We start from the raw sequence: 14,734 nt of genomic DNA, 5'->3' as shown, positions 1-14,734 counted from the left end.
GCGTCACTCCGGCCGGCGCGTCACTTCCCGATCAGCGAGCTGATCACCACGACGGCCAGCAGCAGCACCAGGGCGCCGGTCACGATACGCATACGAGTCTTGGGATCCACGGTCAACGAGCGTACCCCCGGCCCTCCCCCGGCCGGACGCCGAGGTCCGGGAGCGGCCCGCGGCGGCTCAGCTCCAGCGGGCCAGTGGCCAGCGGCGGACGGTCTCGTAGTGCGCGAAGCCGCCGTCCAGGTCGCTCTTCATCAGGTGCAGCCCGGCGGCCTCCCACTCCGGCCCCCGGTACGCGCCGAGCGCCTCGGCCATGCCCTCCAGCTCGGCCGCCGCGACCCGCTGCACGGCCCGCCGGTGGCCCCGGGAGGAGCCGGCCCTGGCCAGGGTCAGATGCGCGTGGAAACGGAACGCGTCCACCTCGCCGACCAGCTCCGCGGTGGCCTCGTTCACCGCCTCGGCGAGCCGCCGCAGCGCCCAGGTCTGCCCCTCCACCCCGGCCCAGAGCACCCGGTCGCCGAACCGCCCGGCGCCGGACAGCCGCAGCCGGTGCGCCGGGTGCAGCTCCGCCACGGCGGCCAGGCCCGCCTCCAGCTCCGGCAGCCGCTCGGCCGCCACCCCGCCGAGGAAGGCCAGCGTCAGGTGCCAGCCCTCGACGGCCGTCCAGCGCAGCCGGTCCGCCCCCGGCAGCTCGCGTACCGGGGCGACCGCGTCGGCAAGCCCCTGCAGCGCCTCGACCGGTGGCAGCACCGCCACAAAAAGCCTCATGAAGCCATCTTCCCGCGCGAGCCGGTCTGGGCTAGAACGGCTGTCGTGAACAACACGAGCAACCTGAAGATCCGCACCGGCGGCCCCGACGACATCGCCGAAGTCCTCGCCCTGCTCGACGGCGCCGTCGCCTGGCTCGTCGCCCGCGGACGCACCGGCCAGTGGGGCGACCAGCCCTGGAGCAGCCGGCCGGCCGCCGTCGAGCGCGTCGAGCAGTACGGCCGGGAGCCGTTCCTGATCCGGCTCGCGGTGGACGGCGACGGGCGGGCCGTCGGATCCTGCGTCCTGTCCGAACAGGCGCCCGAGTACGCCACCCCCGCCGGCGAGCGCGAGCTGTACGTCCGCAGCCTGGTGACCGACCGGGCCCGCTCGGGCTCGGGCATCGGCGCCGCGCTGGTCGCCGACGCCGTCGAGGAGGCCCGAGCCCGGGGCATCGGGCTGCTCCGGGTGGACTGCTACGCGGGCGGCGACCGCCGGCTGGTCGGCCAGTACCTGGCGCTCGGCTTCACCGAGACGGAGACCTTCGAGGTCGACCAGCCGAACGGGACCTGGCACGGCCAGATCCTGGCGATCCGGATCTGACGTCGAGTCAGCCACCGGGCGCGCGAGGCGCATCCGGCGACTGACGCGTCATCAGCAGGCGGCGGCGAGCTCCGACCTGGCGGGCGCGGTGGTCCGCGGCACGAAGGCGACCACCCGGCCACCGCGTCCCGGGTGCAGGTCCACCCGCACCCTCAGGTCCGCACTGCGGGCCAGCACCAGGCCGACCGTGACGGCCGCCAGCGCCGAGACCGCGCCACAGGCCAGCAGCCCGAGCCGGGGCCCGTACGAGGCCGTCACCCAGCCGACGACCGGCGCGCCGATCGGGGTGCCGCCGGTGAACACCAGCACCAGCAGACCCATCACCCGGCCCCGCATCTCGGGATCGGTGGCCAGCTGCAGCGTGGCGTTGACCGAGGTGTTGAAGCTCAGGCCGAACACCCCGATCAGGGTCAGCAGCACCGCGAAGGTCCAGTAGCCGGGCGCGAAGGCGGCCACCACCTCCAGCATCCCGAAGGCCAGCGCCGCGGCCACCAGCCGGCGCAGCCGCGGCACGCCCCGGCGGGCCGCCAGCAGCGCGCCGGCCAGCGAGCCGACCGCCATCGCGGTGTTCAGCAGGCCGTACTGCCCGGCACCCACCTTGAAGGTGTCGTAGGCGAAACCGGAGAGCAGCGTCGGGAAGTTGAACCCGAAGGTGCCGATGAACCCGGCCAGCACCATCGGCCAGAGCAGTTCGGGCCGCTCCTTCACATAGCGCAGCCCTTCGCGCAACTGCCCCTTCTGGCGGGCGATCGGCTCGATCGGGCGCAGTTCGCTCTGCCGCATCGCGAGCAGCCCGCCGATCACGGCGGCGAACGAGAGCGCGTTCACCGCGAACGCCCAGCCGCTGCCGACCGCGGCGATCAGCAGGCCCGCGACGGCGGGGCCGACCAGCCGGGCGGTCTGGAAGTTGGCGGCGTTCAGGCTGACCGCGTTGGCGAGGTCCTTCGGACCGACCATCTCGGAGACGAAGGCCTGCCGGGTCGGGTTGTCCACCACCGTAACCAGGCCGAGCAGCAGCGCGAACACGTACACGTAGTACGGCGTCACCACGCCGCCGATGGTCAGGACGGCGAGGCCCGCGGCAAGCAGGCCCATCGCGCCCTGGGTGCAGATCAGCAGCCGGCGCTTGGGCATCCGGTCGGCGAGCACACCGCCGAAGAGGCCGAGCAGCAGCATCGGCAGGAACTGCATGGCGGTGGTGATACCGACGGCGAACGGGCTGCCGGTGAGGCTGAGGACCAGCCAGTCCTGGGCGATCCGCTGCATCCAGGTCCCGGTGTTGGAGACCACCTGGCCGGCGAAGTAGTAGCGGTAGTTGCGGACGCGCAGCGAGGAGAACATCCCCCCGGGCCGGGTGAAGCGGGCGGCGGGCGGGACGGAAGCGGCGGGGGTGGCCGCCGCGGTGCGTTCGTCGGGGTCGTCGTCGCCGTTGCCGGGCAGCCCCGTCGGGGCGGGTGCCTGGGAATCGGCGGCCGCGGCGGTGGCCGCGGCGGGGTCGGTGGTCGGGTCGTCGGTGCGGATGGCGGCGGCGCTGGCTGCGGCCGGCGGTGTCACGTTGGTCTCCCCTCGCGGCGCGACGACCCGTGGGGTGGTCGTCGCGCTCCTGGTGTCAGTGATCGGTCCTGCGGTGATGCGGTACTCCTTTGCCCTCCGGCGGCTGACCGGAACGGATATGCCTACAGGTGTGCGAGCTTGTAGAGCACGGGCGCGGCCTGCCGGAGGGCGGCCCACTCGTCCTCGTCGAGCCCCTCGGCGAGCTCGGCGAGCCAGGCGTTGCGACGCCGGCGGCTCTCCGCCAGGATCACCTCGGCCTGCTCGGTGCTGCTGACGACCACCTGCCGGCGGTCCTCGGGGTGCGGCTCCCGCCGCACCAGGCCCTTCTCCTCCAGCATCGCGACGATCCTGGTCATCGAGGGCGGTTGCACGTGCTCCTTCCGGGCGAGCTCACCCGGCGTGGCCTTGCCGCATCGCGCGAGGGTGCCCAGCACCCCCATCTCGGTAGGGCTGAGCGACTCCTCGACACGCTGGTGACGCAGACGACGGGAGAGGCGCATGGTGGACGATCGCAGCTGACTGATCGCTGCGAGGTCCTGCTCGGACATCTCGGGCATGTTCTTTAGCCTACGTCATTACTCTCGCTAAGGAAAATGCGTTCCCCCGCGCGGCACCATCCCCACCTCCTGACCGCGCCGAGCGGCACCGTGAGCGCGATGCTGGTCGTGATCCGATCTGCACCACCCCTCAGCAGAAGGGCCGACCAGAAATGTCCGACGCCGCCGCCGAGCAGAACGACACCGGCTTCGCCCGCCTCGCCATGGTCACCATCGACTGCGCCGACCCGGTCGCGCTGGCCGCGTTCTACGGCGAGCTGCTCGGGTGGGAGACCCGGCACGTGGACGAGAACTTCGCCATCCTGGACAACCCCGAGGGCGGCAGTCCGCTGGGGTTCGGCCGGGTGCGGGGGTACCGGCCGGAGCAGTGGACCGAGCCGGACGGCGGCAAGCACTTCCATCTGGACTTCTACGTCGACGACCTGGAGCAGGCCACCGTCCGCGCGCTCGCCCTCGGCGCGACCGAGCCGCGGTACCAGCACGGCCGCACGCTGAAGGTGCTGATCGATCCGGCCGGCCACCCGTTCGGCCTAGCGCCATTGGAGTGACGCCACGACGCGGGCGCCCACCCCGTGTGGCGCGCCGTGTGCCGCGCCGTGTGCCGCGCTGCGTGGCGCGCTGCGTGGCGCGCCGACGGTGAGGGCGCCGCACCGTCGGCCCACGGTGCGGCGCCCTCGCCGCCCGGTCAGTCCGCGCGTCCCAACAGCCCCACCAGGCGCTCCGGCGTCCGGAGCGGGGTGACCTTGTGCACGAAGCCGCGTCGCAGCTCGTGGTACGGCTCCCCGTCCCGGAAGAAATTGCGGTGCATCCGCCGGAGCTCCTCCGCCCGGTACTGGGCCAGCGGCTTGACGTCCTCGTCCTCGGTCCGGCGGCGCTTCTTCTCCAGCAGCCGGCCGGCCAGTTCCGGCGCACCGGCCAGCCGGGACGCCTCCCGGGTCACCCAGCGGCGGAACTCCGCCGCGTCACCGCCGAAGGTCCGGTCCACCAGTCCCAGCCTTCTCGCCCGCACCGCGCCGACCGGCAGGGCGGCCGAGGTCAGCCGCTCCGCCTGTTCGGCGCCGACCCGGCGTGGCAGCGTGTACGTCCAGTACTCGGAGCCGTGCAGGCCGAGCAGCCGGTAGTGCGGGTTGAGCACCACCGACTCGCGGCACCAGACCTCGTCGGCGGCGATGGCCAGCATCGCCCCGCCCGCGGCCGCGTTCCCGGACAGCGCCGAGACGGTCAGCTTGTCGGTGGTGGTGAGCACGGCCTCGACCAGGTCGTCCATCGCGATGATGTTCTCCCAGGACTCCAGCGCCGGGTACGAGCCCCCCTCGATCACATTGAGGTGGATGCCGTTGGAGAAGAAGTCCCGGGCCGCACCGAGCACCAGCGCCGCGGTCGGCCGGTCCACCGCCGCCTGGTAGGCGGCGAGCAGCCGACGGCACTGGTCGGTGCTCATCGCCCCGCCGGGGAAGGAGAATTCGAGGAACCCGACCTCGTCCTGCTCGTGGTACCGGATCTCCGACCAGGTCTCCCGGCGGGCCGCGTCGACCGGGCTGACCGGCACCTCCCGGACCCCGTACAGCTTCTCGGCCAGCACGGCCGCGGCCGGCCGCGTGAAGGTCGCCGGCCCGCCCGGGGTGCGGCGCGGACGCAGCTGCGGGATCCAGACCGCGCCGTCCACGGTGGCGCGGCAGATCGCGCCGTCCCGGACGGCGATCACCGCGCCGGGCCTGCTGCCGCGCAGCTGGTCCTCGGGGTGGCCGCCGTGCAGGAAGTACTCGCGCCCGTAGAGCTCGTCCAGCACGCCCGGCTGCGAGTCGCCCGCACGCAGCTTGCGCAGCACGGTGTCGGTGTCGTCGACGGCCCAGTCGATCCGGCGGATCTCCTGCGTGAGGAAGGGCCGCTGCCGGCCGCGGATGTCCGGCCGGTCGTAGTCCAGCGGCTCGGGGGTGAAGAGGCCGCCCTCGAACCGCCGCACCGCCAGCAGCACGGCCTCCACGGCCGCGTCGGCAACCTCGCACCGGTACAGCTCACTCTTTCCGCACTCCGGCACCTGGAAGTTGACGGACGCCCAGATGTCCCCGGCGTCCATCTCCCCCACCGCCTGGAGGACGGTCACGCCCCAGCGCTCCGCGCCCCCGATGATCGCCCAGTCGAGCGAGGACGGACCGCGGTCGCCCTTGGGACCGGGGTGCACGATCAGGACGGTCCGGGTGGACCAGATGTCCTCCGGGATCGCCCTGGTGAGCATCGGGCAGACGATCAGCTCGGGGTCGGTCCAGGTGACGGAGGCCCTCATCTGATCGTCACCGAGGGCGAGTTGGACGCCGACCTTATGGCCCCGCTCGCGGAGCTCGGTGTGGATCCGCTGGGTCAGGCTGTTGAACGCGTCGGCGATCAGGAGAATGCGCAAGGGTGCCTCCAGGCAGTGACGGATGTCAGTGCGCGGAGGCGATGCGACCAGGATCCGGAAACCCCCGACGACTACGGTCGGCGCTGTCCGGCCCGGTTTTCGCGAACCGCGCATACCTTGTTTTCGGCAGCCCGCGAACCCTGCTTGAACTCCTCACGACCCCCTGTTCCCGCAAAGCGCCCCGCGCGCCCCGTCTCAGCGCGGAAAGGCGCGGCGGGCCCGCCAGGTGGTGTGCTCGCGTGAGACCGCGTCCTCCGCCTCCGCGGCCAGCCGGCCCCAGCGCGCCTCGGCGTCCGGAGCCTTCAGGTCGAGGTCGGAGAGCTGGTTGCCGACGTTCTCCAGCTCACGCGCGGCCAGTTGGTACGCGGCGGCCAGCGGACGCAGTTGCTTCAGCTGGGTCCAGGCGATCACCGCCGCGGCCGCGGCCGAGCTGGCGCCGAAGATGTGCACCGGCAGCGCGCCGACCGCCTGCGCGATCGCCGCCGCCGCACCGACGATGATCAGCGTGGCGATGCCCAGCCCCCAGGACACCGCCTGCGACTCGCACGCCTCGGCCCGCGAGCGGTACCAGGTGCGCTGGCCCTCGACCCGGGTGCGCAGATAGAGCGTTCGGCGTGCGATCAGGCTGTCGGACCGGACCCGGCGCATCTCCGCGGTGATCTCCGGAACGGTGCCCGGCGGCACGATCTCCGGGTCCTCGAAGGCCCTTAGCACGTCCTCCAGTTGGAGCAGGTAGCCGTGGTCCACCTCCGCCGACTCCGCCTCGCCGTCGAACGGCCGCGCCCGCATCGAGTACTTCCAGGCCAGCGTCTTCACCGACTCGGCCGCCGCCCTGGCCTCGTACCAGCGCCCCTGCGGGTTGCCGCGCCGCAGCCGGGACCAGAAGTAGCCCGCGACGAGGAACGCCACCACCGAGAAGAGCGGCGTGATGTCGCTGTCCCCCCGGTGCTCGGGCCCCGGCAGCGAGCCCACCACCGCCGCGACCACCAGCATCGCGATCAGCCCCCGGTACCAGCGCAGCGTCTCGCGCTGGCCGTCCAGGGACGCCTTGTCGGCCGTCCAGAACAGCTCAGGCAGCAGCTTCGCCTCGTCTCCCCCGGGCGGATCCTGTTGCACCATCGGCCGCGCCCCCTCCACGTCTCCCGTTCAGGCAGTATGCCCGCCGTCAACTTCCCTACACAGGGACCTTTTTGGCACTCCCCGTCAACCGGCGGTTGTCCACCCGCCCGGCGACCACTACTGCACCAGGTAGAGGGCGGGCCCACTCGGGTAGGCGTCGTACTGCGCCGTACCGACCATGGTGATCGTCGAGCCGTTGTCGGTGATGATCTTCAGGGCGCTGATCGGCCACTTGGTGGAGTTGTCCAGCAGGAAGGCCGCCGGCCGGCCCGGCGCACCCACCACCGTCTGCCCGACGAACAGCGAGGCCCCGTAGGGGATGCTGTAGAAGACCTCGGGGGTGGTGACGACGAAGTTCCTGGTCACGTCCTGGATCGGCGGGAGACCGGCGGACTGCAGCCGCAGGCCTCCGTCGATGAACGCCGGCGGCAGACCGGGCACCTGGATGCCATAGCCTTCGAACACCCGGGCGACCTGGCCGGGAGCCATCGATGCGCAGGACCGACCCGCCGACACGTCCACACCCGCATGCGCGAGGCCGGTCGGAGCGACGGGGCTGGCGGCCGCGTTGACGATGTCGACCGGGACGACGCCGCATCGGCCGCCGACCGGAGCGACCGCGTGCCGGTCCGGCCGCGAGACCAGCCCCGGCCCTTCGACCACGGACCGCGGCATGGCGACATCGGCGAAGGTCCGGGACGAGAAGTCGGGCGAGAGGAAGGTCAGCCTGGAGTCGGGGCCGTCGGAGTGCGCCACGATCCACGAGTCCAGGGCGTCGCTGTACTGCAGGTCGACGCTGTAGTAGTTGCCGATGCCGTTGTACGCCGTGTGGTTGGCCGCCGTCCGGGGCTGGAATCCGCCGGCGGTCAGCTCCTCCACCCCGGACTGGAAGCCCGGATCGGCGGACCGCAGGAGGTACTGGCCCGCGCCTTCGGGGAAGCCCTGGCCGTTCTTCGGCGAGGAGGCCGCCCCGGTGGTGTCGGTGTACATGAGGTAGAAGCGCCCGTCCAGGTACGAGACGGCCGGCTGGCCGGCGCCATAGCCGTTTCCGGTGTCCTGCCGGTAGGCCGGGGTGACGATCGGCGCACCCCCGTTGGCCCTGGTCCAGTTGATGCCGTCGGCGCTGGTGGCGACCCCGATCCCGGTGGACGCCCCCGGCCCGCGCAGGCCGCCGTAGTACAGGTAGTAGATGCCGTTGACCCTCAGCACCGACGGATCGCAGGTGTGCTGCCCGTCGAAGGTCGCCCCGCCGGTGGGCGAGAAGACCACCTGGTAGGGGGCGTTGCTGCCGCGGGCGTGGAACGGGCCGTCCAGCGAGGACGACTCGGCGTAGAAGATGTGGTCGCCCGGGTGGGCCGCGTCCGACCCGCACCACCACATCCGGTACAGCCCGTCCCGCATCACCGAGGGAACGTAGTTGTAGACGCCTCCCGCGTCGACCGACCCGGGGCTGGTGCGGGCTGCACTCACCGTCAACTGGCCCGGCAAGACGCCCTGTTCGGCCGCCTCGCCTACCCCCGGCGAGCCCGCCGGCACCCCGCACAACACTGCGAGGACGGCAACCGTCCGCCGCGCCCGCCGGATCCACCACGCACCATCAGGCCTCCCCGGGCAAGAAGCATCCGCTTCGGCACTGCCACGGCCGAATGTAGCCACCGATCGCGTCGGCCCACCAGGGCGCCTGCCCGGGGGCAGGTCCGCCCGGCGGACAACCGCCCTGGCCGTCAACGCGGTTGCCGCCGAACCGGGACGGCGTTCCACCGCACAGGTGATGTGCGCACGGCTCCGCCCCGCGCGTCCCACCCGACGGACGCCCGGACTGCTAGGGATGGCGTCATTCCGCCCTCTCCCGTGGGCGGTGGATGCCGGACCGGTGGAGGACGCAGATGAGCGTGGCACAGCGCGTGACAACGGGCGGGACCCCGGGGGACCAGAACGATGACGACGACATCTCTGACGTCTACCCGGACGACCGCCAGTGGGTCGACACCCGCATCCAGCTGATCCGGGAGAAGCTTCAGCCCCTGAAGACGCCGGTGCAGCGGATCCCGCTGCCACCGAAGCTCGCGGGACTGGAGCTGCACATCAAGAAGGAGTCCGAGCAGCCCTCCGGCAGCCACAAGCACCGCCTCGCCGAGGCGCTGCTCACCAACGCCCTCGCCAGCGGGCAGCTGACCGCCAAGACGCCCGCGATCGAGGCGTCCAGCGGCTCGACCGCCGTCTCCGAGGCGTGGTACTGCCAGCAGCTCGGCATCGAGTTCTACGCGGTGGTGCCGGAGAGCACCTCGAAGGAGAAGCTGGAGCTGATCAAGCAGTACGGCGGCACCCCGGTCCCGGTGAAGGGCGACATCGTCGCCCAGGCCCGGGCGTTGGCGGTGACGAAGAAGGGCTACTTCCTGGACCAGTTCACCTATGCCGAGCGGGCCTACGACTGGCGCGGCGAGCACGGCCTCGCGCCGGAACTGCTCGGCGCGGTGCCGGAACTGGACTGGTTCGTCATGGGCGCGGGCACCGGCGGCACGGCGACCTCGGTGGGCCGCTACGCCAGGTACGCCCAGACCAGGCTGCGGGTCTGCGTCACGGACCCGGACCACTCGGCGTACTTCCGCGGCTGGCGCGACGACGACCGCACGGTGAAGGACCAGGGTTCGCGGATCGAAGGGATCGGCCGGCCGGAGGTCGAGCCGTCGTTCCTGTTCCCCATGGTCAACCGGATGATCCAGGTGCACGACGCGGCGTCCGTGGCGACCATGCGGGTGGCCGCCGACGCCGGGTGGGGCATCAAGGCCGGGCCGTCGACCGGCACCGGTCTGTTCGGGGCGATCCGGATCCTGCTCACGATGCAGGAGAGCGGCCGGAGCGGAAAGGTCGCCACCCTGATGTGCGACTCCGCCGACCGCTACCAGAAGGAGTACTACGACGACGCCTGGCTGAAGGAGAAGGGGATCGACTACAAGCCCTGGGTCCCCACCATCGAGGAGTTCTTCAAGACCGGCGACTGGCACCCGCCCGTCGACGTCGAGCCCACGCCCCGGCCGGCCACCGTCCTCTGGAACATGTGACGCGACCCGCCCCCGGAAACCGCTACTCGGGCCGACCGCGAACGCCGTGAGCCCTCCCGCGCGACGCGCGGGAGGGCTCACGAAGGACGTAGGCGTCAGAGCAGGCCGAGGGCCGGCATCAGGTAGTAGAAGGCGAAGACCGCCGCCACCCCGTAGAGCGGCACCGGGACGCTCCGGCCGCGGCCGGCGGCGAGGCGCAGCACGCAGAAGGTGATGAAGCCGAAGCCGATGCCGTTGGTGATCGAGTAGGTGAAGGGCATCATCACGATGGTGACGAAGGCCGGGATCGCGATCGTGTAGTCGGCCCAGTCGATCTCCTTGATCGAGTTGGCCAGGATCAGGAAGCCGACCGTGACCAGGGCCGGGGTGGCGGCCTGGGCGGGGACCATGGTGGCGAGCGGGGTGAGGAAGAGCGCGACCAGGAAGAGCGCGCCGGTGACGATGGACGCGAACCCGGTGCGCGCGCCCTCACCGACGCCCGCCGTCGACTCGACGAAGCAGGTGTTGGCGGAGGAGGAGGTCGCGCCGCCGGCGGCGGTGGCGATGCCGTCCACCATCAGGATCTTGTTGATGCCGGGCAGGTCGCCCTTCTCGTCCAGCAGGTGGGCCTCGTCGGCGACGCCGAGGATGGTGCCCATCGCGTCGAAGAAGCAGGACATCAGGACGGTGAAGACGAACAGGATCCCGGTCAGGACCCCGACCTTCTCGAAGCCGCCGAACAGGCTCACCTTGCCGACCAGGCCGAAGTCGGGCGCGGCGACCGGGTTGCCGGGCCAGGACGGGACGGTGAGGCCCCACTTCAGGGCGGGGACGTCGGCGATCTTGTCGATGACCACGGCGAGGCCGGTCATCGCCACGATGCTGATCAGGATCGCGCCGGGCACCTTGCGGACCAGCAGGACCAGGGTCAGCAGCAGGCCCAGCACGAAGATCAGCACGGGCCAGCCGAGGAGGTGCCCGTTGGCGCCGAGCTGGAGCGGGACGGTGGTGTGGGCGGCGTCCGGGATGCGGCTGACGAAGCCGGAGTCGACCAGCCCGACCAGGCTGATGAACAGACCGATACCGATCGCGATGGCCTTGCGCAGGCCGAGCGGCACGGCGTTCATGACCCGCTCGCGCAGACCGGTGGCGACCAGCAGCATGATCGCGAAGCCGGCCAGGACCACCATGCCCATGGCGTCCGGCCAGGTCATCTTGGGGGCGAGCTGGAGGGCCACGATGGTGTTGACGCCGAGGCCGGCCGCCAGACCGATCGGGACGTTGCCGATCACACCCATCAGCAGGGTGGTGAGGCCGGCGGTGAGCGCGGTGGCGGTGACCAGCTGGGCGCTGTCCAGGTGGGCCCCGGTCATGTCCGTGGCGCTCGCCAGGATGATCGGGTTGAGCACCAGGATGTACGCCATCGTGAAGAAGGTGGCGACACCGCCCCGGATCTCGCGCGGCAGGCTGGAGCCGCGCTCGGAGATGCGGAAGAAGCGGTCCAGGGTGCCGTTCGGGGGAGTGGGCACCGTGGGGGCAGGCTCGGGCGACTCGGTGGTCGGCTGGGCCGTTGACATGGGCGTGCGTCCTCTTGTGGGGGCTGAGGAGAGGGGAGACACCCGGAGCGACGGTGGCCGGGCGGCCCGGCGGGGCGGACGCAGACACAGTCGCGCTGAGCATGGCACGGCCAACCGGAACCTCAAGTATGAATTCCCCGATCGCACACGCGCTATCTTCGCGCGTAGAACGACGGGGCCCGGCGGGGTCTCGGACAACCGGGCGCCGCCCCGTACGCTAGGCCCCATGCCCAAGACGCCACTGCACCCCTCTCCCCCGCCGCTGGAGGCCAACGACGTCGCCATCGTCGGCGGCGGCACGGTGCTGTGGTTCGTCGCCTTCCTGGTGCTGCTCCCCTTCCAGGGCACCCTCTCCGAGCAGGGCCACGGCAACTGGCCGTGGATCTGCCTGTCCGGCGCCGTCCTCGGCCTGATCGGCCTCTGGTACTGCCGCGCCCGCCGGGCCGCGATCGCCCGCGACCGCGCCGCCGCGGCCGGGGCGGAGGCCGGACAGGCCGACGGGGAGAACGGCCAGAACCCGGCCACCCGGTCGGACTGAATAGTCCTTTAGTAGCACGCACCGGACATAAGGCGCCCGTAGAGTCGGTGCCATGACGCACCCAGCGCATCCCGAGGAAGAGACGCCCGGAGACCGGCCCGACGGCGCCCACCCACTCGGGCTGCTGCCCGGTCGGCGAGGCGGGCTGACCTCCGCCGAGGTCGCCGAACGGGTCGCGCGGGGGGACGTCAACGACGTGCCCGTCCGGTCCAGCCGTTCCACCCGGGAGATCGTCCGGGCCAACGTCTTCACCCGGTTCAACGCGCTCATCGGCGTCATGTTCGGGATCATCCTGATCGTCGGACCGCTCCAGGACGGCCTGTTCGGCCTGGTGATCGTGGCCAACACGGCGATCGGGATCATCCAGGAACTGCGCGCCAAGAAGACCCTGGACAGCCTCGCGCTGATCGGCGAGGCCAGACCGCAGGTCCGCCGGGACGGCACGGTCCAGCAGATCGCCGTCGGCGGGATCGTGCTGGACGACACCGTGCTGCTCGGCATCGGCGACAAGGTGATCGTCGACGGCGAGGTCACCGAGGCCGACGGCCTGGAGATCGACGAGTCCCTGCTCACCGGCGAGCCCGACTCCGTCCTCAAGCAGCCCGGCGACCAGGTGATGTCCGGCAGCTTCGTGGTGGCCGGCGCGGGCGCCTTCACCGCCACCAAGGTCGGCCGCGCGGCGTACGCGGCGCAGCTGGCCGAGGAGGCCAGCCGGTTCACCCTGGTGAAGTCGGAGCTGCGCAGCGGTATCAACAGCATCCTGCGGTTCATCACCTGGCTGCTGGTGCCGACCGCGATCGGGCTGATCATCAGCCAGCTGGCGGTCGAGGGGCGCGACTGGCGGGAGGCCGTTCGCCGGATGGTGGCCGGCATCGTGCCGATGGTGCCCGAGGGACTGGTCCTGCTGACCTCCGTCGCCTTCGCGATCGGGGTCGTCCGGCTCGGCCGCAAGCAGTGCCTGGTGCAGGAGCTGCCCGCGATCGAGGGGCTGGCCCGGGTGGACACCGTCTGTCTGGACAAGACCGGCACCCTCACCGAGGGCGGCATGGACGTCATCGACCTGCGCGTCCTGGCCGACGGCCAGGGCGGCCAGGACGAGCAGGAGGACCAGGCCGGCCGGAGCGGCCAGGACCGCCCGGACGAGGCGGAGACGATCAAACGGGCGCTCGCGGTGATGGCCGGCGCCGACGCCCGGCCCAACCCGTCCATGCAGGCCGTCATCGACGCCTACGGCAGCGGTGACGGCGCCGGCAGCGGCGACGGAAACGGCACCGGCGGCAACACCGCGGCCGGCGGCTGGCGCGTGATCGAGGCGATGCCGTTCTCCTCCGCCCGCAAGTGGAGCGGCGTACAGCTGCTGGAGCCGCAGGGCGGCGAGGCCAGCTGGCTGCTCGGCGCGCCCGACGTCCTGCTGCCCGCCGGGCACCCCGCCCTCGCCGAGGTGGACGAGCTGGGCGCCAAGGGCCTGCGGGTGCTGCTGCTCGGCCGCACCACCGTCCCGCTGGACGCCCCGGACCCGGCCGCCGACCTCCGGCCGCTCGCCCTGGTGGTGCTCCAGCAGCGGCTGCGCGAGGACGCCGCCGACACCCTGCGCTACTTCGAGGGGCAGCAGGTCCAGGCCAAGGTGATCTCCGGCGACGCCGCCGTCTCGGTCGGCGCGGTCGCCTCCCACCTCGGCCTGCCCGGCGCCGACCACCCGATGGACGCCCGGACGCTGCCCGCCGAGCCGGAGGAGTTCGCCGACGCCGCCGAGCGGACCACCGTCTTCGGCCGGGTCACCCCGCAGCAGAAGCGCGAGCTGGTCGGCGCCCTGCAGTCGCGCGGGCACACCGTGGCGATGACCGGCGACGGCGTCAACGACGTGCTGGCGCTCAAGGACGCCGACATCGGCGTGGCCATGGGCACCGGCAGCGACGCGACCAAGGCCGTCGCCCAGATCGTGCTGCTCGACGACTCCTTCGCCACCCTCCCCTCGGTGGTCGCCGAGGGCCGCCGGGTGATCGGCAACATCGAGCGGGTGGCCGGCCTCTTCCTGGTGAAGACGGTGTACTCGGTGCTGCTCGCCCTGCTGGTGATCTGCGCCCACTCGCCGTACCCGTTCCTCCCCCGCCACTCCACCGTGCTCTCCACCCTCACCATCGGCGTGCCGGCCTTCTTCCTGGCGCTCGCGCCCAACAGTGAGCGGGCCAGGACCGGCTTTGTGAAGCGGGTGCTGCGGCTGGCCGTCCCGGGCGGGATCATCGCCGGTACCGCGACCTTCACGGCGTACGCGCTGGCCCGGTCCGACCACGCCACCGACCTCAAGGCCGACAGCAGCGTCGCCACCCTGACGCTGTTCCTGGTCGCGATCTGGGTGCTGGCGATCGTGGCCCGCCCGTACAACTGGTGGCGGCTGCTGCTGATCGGGACGATGGGCGGGGCGTTCGCCCTGGTGCTGCTGGTGCCCTGGCTGTCGGACTTCTTCCAGCTCTCGCTGGTCGGCACCCGCGACCCTCTGGTCGGCGTCGGCATCGCCGTGACGGCCGGTCTGATGCTGGAAGTGGTCTGGCGGATCATGCGGCGGAAGTCGGCCGAATAGCGGATGATGGCCCCGGGAAGGGGGC

12 protein-coding genes are annotated in these 14,734 nt (G+C 72.0%); 5 read left to right on the top strand and 7 right to left on the bottom strand.

The window, feature by feature from the left end:
- Positions 1-177: 177 nt before the first annotated feature.
- Positions 178-765, bottom strand: coding sequence for an RNA 2',3'-cyclic phosphodiesterase (gene thpR / locus ACIQIB_RS08355; RefSeq protein ID WP_363607888.1), 588 nt, complete (start codon positions 763-765; stop codon positions 178-180).
- Between the two features lie 45 nt (positions 766-810).
- Here thpR and ACIQIB_RS08350 point away from each other — a divergent pair, with 45 nt between their 5' ends.
- A complete protein-coding gene (locus ACIQIB_RS08350) occupies positions 811-1,347 on the top strand; it encodes a GNAT family N-acetyltransferase (RefSeq protein ID WP_400757303.1) in 537 nt (178 codons plus the stop codon).
- 51 nt (positions 1,348-1,398) lie between these two features.
- On the opposite strand, the gene ACIQIB_RS08345 is transcribed toward ACIQIB_RS08350, so the two are convergent.
- Positions 1,399-2,901 (bottom strand): MFS transporter, encoded by a 1,503-nt coding sequence (locus ACIQIB_RS08345; protein ID WP_400653705.1) that lies wholly within the window; start codon positions 2,899-2,901, stop codon positions 1,399-1,401.
- A gap of 122 nt (positions 2,902-3,023) precedes the next feature.
- A complete protein-coding gene (locus tag ACIQIB_RS08340; RefSeq protein ID WP_363607891.1) occupies positions 3,024-3,458 on the bottom strand; it encodes a MarR family transcriptional regulator in 435 nt (144 codons plus the stop codon).
- A gap of 152 nt (positions 3,459-3,610) precedes the next feature.
- On the opposite strand from ACIQIB_RS08340, the gene ACIQIB_RS08335 reads away from it, so the two are divergent.
- Complete coding sequence (locus tag ACIQIB_RS08335) at positions 3,611-4,006, top strand: VOC family protein (protein WP_363607892.1); 396 nt, start codon at positions 3,611-3,613, stop codon at positions 4,004-4,006.
- 137 nt (positions 4,007-4,143) lie between these two features.
- On the opposite strand, the gene ACIQIB_RS08330 is transcribed toward ACIQIB_RS08335, so the two are convergent.
- From ACIQIB_RS08330 to ACIQIB_RS08320, 3 genes are all read right to left on the bottom strand, one after another.
- Positions 4,144-5,856, bottom strand: coding sequence for a hydrogenase maturation protein (locus tag ACIQIB_RS08330; RefSeq protein ID WP_400653704.1), 1,713 nt, complete (start codon positions 5,854-5,856; stop codon positions 4,144-4,146).
- 195 nt (positions 5,857-6,051) lie between these two features.
- Positions 6,052-6,975, bottom strand: coding sequence for a DUF4231 domain-containing protein (locus ACIQIB_RS08325; RefSeq protein WP_400653703.1), 924 nt, complete (start codon positions 6,973-6,975; stop codon positions 6,052-6,054).
- 117 nt (positions 6,976-7,092) lie between these two features.
- Positions 7,093-8,451, bottom strand: a complete 1,359-nt coding sequence (locus tag ACIQIB_RS08320; protein ID WP_400757302.1) for a hypothetical protein — start codon at positions 8,449-8,451, stop codon at positions 7,093-7,095.
- Positions 8,452-8,861: 410 nt separating this feature from the next.
- Between ACIQIB_RS08320 and ACIQIB_RS08315 the strand changes: the two genes are divergently transcribed.
- Positions 8,862-10,037, top strand: coding sequence for a PLP-dependent cysteine synthase family protein (locus ACIQIB_RS08315; protein ID WP_400757301.1), 1,176 nt, complete (start codon positions 8,862-8,864; stop codon positions 10,035-10,037).
- Positions 10,038-10,132: 95 nt separating this feature from the next.
- Here ACIQIB_RS08315 and ACIQIB_RS08310 read toward each other — a convergent pair whose 3' ends face one another.
- Positions 10,133-11,593, bottom strand: coding sequence for an NCS2 family permease (locus ACIQIB_RS08310; protein WP_363607897.1), 1,461 nt, complete (start codon positions 11,591-11,593; stop codon positions 10,133-10,135).
- Positions 11,594-11,819: 226 nt separating this feature from the next.
- Between ACIQIB_RS08310 and ACIQIB_RS08305 the strand changes: the two genes are divergently transcribed.
- Complete coding sequence (locus ACIQIB_RS08305) at positions 11,820-12,131, top strand: DUF2530 domain-containing protein (protein ID WP_363607898.1); 312 nt, start codon at positions 11,820-11,822, stop codon at positions 12,129-12,131.
- Positions 12,132-12,183: 52 nt separating this feature from the next.
- Positions 12,184-14,709: an HAD-IC family P-type ATPase gene (locus ACIQIB_RS08300; RefSeq protein ID WP_400757300.1), complete on the top strand. Its 2,526-nt coding sequence runs from the start codon at positions 12,184-12,186 to the stop codon at positions 14,707-14,709.
- The last annotated feature ends 25 nt before the right edge of the window (positions 14,710-14,734 follow it).

The organism is Kitasatospora sp. NPDC092286, assembly GCF_044755565.1.
GTDB lineage: Bacteria > Actinomycetota > Actinomycetes > Streptomycetales > Streptomycetaceae > Kitasatospora.
The sequence above is the reverse complement of the archived record's forward strand: the minus strand, read 5'-3'. Positions and strand labels throughout refer to the sequence as shown.

Coding starts and splice junctions, on each gene's coding strand:
- thpR (WP_363607888.1), bottom strand. CDS start 765: ATGAGGCTTTTTGTGGCGGTGCTGCCACCGGTCGAGGCGCTGCAGGGG.
- ACIQIB_RS08340 (WP_363607891.1), bottom strand. CDS start 3,458: ATGCCCGAGATGTCCGAGCAGGACCTCGCAGCGATCAGTCAGCTGCGA.
- ACIQIB_RS08335 (WP_363607892.1), top strand. CDS start 3,611: ATGTCCGACGCCGCCGCCGAGCAGAACGACACCGGCTTCGCCCGCCTC.
- ACIQIB_RS08325 (WP_400653703.1), bottom strand. CDS start 6,975: ATGGTGCAACAGGATCCGCCCGGGGGAGACGAGGCGAAGCTGCTGCCT.
- ACIQIB_RS08315 (WP_400757301.1), top strand. CDS start 8,862: ATGAGCGTGGCACAGCGCGTGACAACGGGCGGGACCCCGGGGGACCAG.
- ACIQIB_RS08310 (WP_363607897.1), bottom strand. CDS start 11,593: ATGTCAACGGCCCAGCCGACCACCGAGTCGCCCGAGCCTGCCCCCACG.
- ACIQIB_RS08305 (WP_363607898.1), top strand. CDS start 11,820: ATGCCCAAGACGCCACTGCACCCCTCTCCCCCGCCGCTGGAGGCCAAC.
- ACIQIB_RS08300 (WP_400757300.1), top strand. CDS start 12,184: ATGACGCACCCAGCGCATCCCGAGGAAGAGACGCCCGGAGACCGGCCC.